A 1,604-nucleotide genomic window follows, 5' to 3' on the forward strand; every position below is an offset into this window, starting at 1 on the left:
CTCGACGCAAGATGCAGGAAGAGTTGCTGCTGCTGTGGGAAGAGGTGCGTTTTACCCTGCTGTTCGTTACCCACTCCATCGAAGAAGCACTGGTGGTCGGCAACCGCATCCTGCTGCTGTCGCCCCACCCGGGGCGGGTGCGGGCCGAAGTGCACAGCCACCAGTACGACCTGGGCAGCCTGGGTGGCAGCGACTTCCAGGCCAGTGCCCGGCGCATCCATCGCTTGCTGTTCGATGAGGCGGATACCCCCGAGCAGCCCGACGATCTTGGTTTCAACGATATCCGTATCGCCTACTGACAGGAGCTTCAGCCATGACCACTACACCTGTACGCCAGGAATACGAGGTGCAGCTGGAGCCTTTGCTCAGTGTGCCTGTGGAACGCAACCTGCCGTTGGCTCAGCGCCTGTGGCAGCACGGCTGGCTGCGCAAGGCGGTCATCCTGCTGGTGATCGCAGCACTATGGGAGGCCATCGCCCGCTACCAGGGCAACGATCTGCTGCTGCCGACCTTTCTGCAGACGGCCACGGCGCTGTGGGACGGCCTGCTCAGCGGTGAGTTGCCGGCCAAGGTTGGCGTGTCGCTGGTGATTCTGCTCAAGGGGTATCTGCTGGGGATCGTCCTGGCCTTCGGCCTCACCAGCCTGGCAGTGTCGACCCAGCTTGGGCGCGATCTGCTGGGTACCCTGACCTCGATGTTCAACCCGTTGCCAGCGATCGCCCTGTTGCCGCTGGCCTTGCTGTGGTTCGGGTTGGGCGACAACAGCCTGATCTTCGTATTGGTGCACTCGGTGCTCTGGGCGCTGGCGCTGAACACTTATGCGGGCTTTCTCGGCGTGTCGGAAACCCTGCGCATGGCCGGGCGCAATTACGGCCTGAAAGGACTGCGATTGGTGCTGCATATCCTAGTCCCGGCTGCGCTGCCGTCGATCCTTTCGGGGCTGAAGATCGGCTGGGCGTTTGCCTGGCGCACACTGATCGCTGCCGAGCTGGTGTTCGGGGCCAGCAGCGGCAAAGGCGGGTTGGGTTGGTACATCTTCCAGAACCGCAACGAGCTGTACACCGACAAGGTGTTTGCCGGGTTGGCAGTGGTGATCCTGATCGGCTTGCTGGTGGAAGGGCTGGTGTTCAATACCCTGGAGCGGCTGACGGTGCGGCGCTGGGGGATGCAGCGCTAACGGTAAGCCTGTACCGGCCTCTTCGCGGGTAAACCCGCTCCCACAAGGTACTGCACCGCTCTCAAGGCCGATGGAAATCCTGTGGGAGCGGGTTTACCCGCGAAGAGGCCGGTACAGGCTAAAAATTCTGGTACTGCGCCGCCGCATTGCTCAGGATCCTGCCAATCTCCTCCCGCAAGCCGCCCGGCTGCTCCACCACCACCCCATCCCCATGGCTCAACAGCCACCAGCGCAAAGGCCAGCCGTCGCTCACCGTGGCCTGCAACCGATGCCCGTGCTCCAACGCCGTCAGCTGCATGTCGCTACTCAACGGCGCAACCCGCAACTGCCGTGCCAGCGTATCGCTGATCCGCGCCACCAACTCCACTCCCTCACCCCGAGCCGGTTGCAGCGCATCACCGCGCAGGTGCGTCAACAAGTCGAAATT

General features: G+C 63.1%; 2 protein-coding genes and 1 pseudogene. 2 read left to right on the forward strand and 1 reads right to left on the reverse strand.

All coding sequences use genetic code 11. The features are described 5' to 3' along the window. Both JV551A3_RS01955 and JV551A3_RS01960 read left to right on the forward strand, forming a co-directional pair. A pseudogene (locus JV551A3_RS01955) lies at nt 1-299 on the forward strand (ABC transporter ATP-binding protein); the annotation flags it as partial. 14 nt (nt 300-313) lie between these two features. Next, nucleotides 314-1,177 (forward strand): ABC transporter permease, encoded by an 864-nt coding sequence (locus JV551A3_RS01960; protein WP_133978271.1) that lies wholly within the window; start codon nt 314-316, stop codon nt 1,175-1,177. A 118-nt stretch (nt 1,178-1,295) separates the two neighbouring features. On the opposite strand, the gene JV551A3_RS01970 is transcribed toward JV551A3_RS01960, so the two are convergent. Then, nucleotides 1,296-1,604: WCX domain-containing protein (locus tag JV551A3_RS01970; RefSeq protein WP_133978273.1), on the reverse strand; the 309-nt coding region annotated here is incomplete at its 5' end.

Origin of the sequence: Pseudomonas inefficax (assembly GCF_900277125.1) — a bacterium.
Taxonomy (GTDB): Bacteria; Pseudomonadota; Gammaproteobacteria; order Pseudomonadales; family Pseudomonadaceae; genus Aquipseudomonas; species Aquipseudomonas inefficax.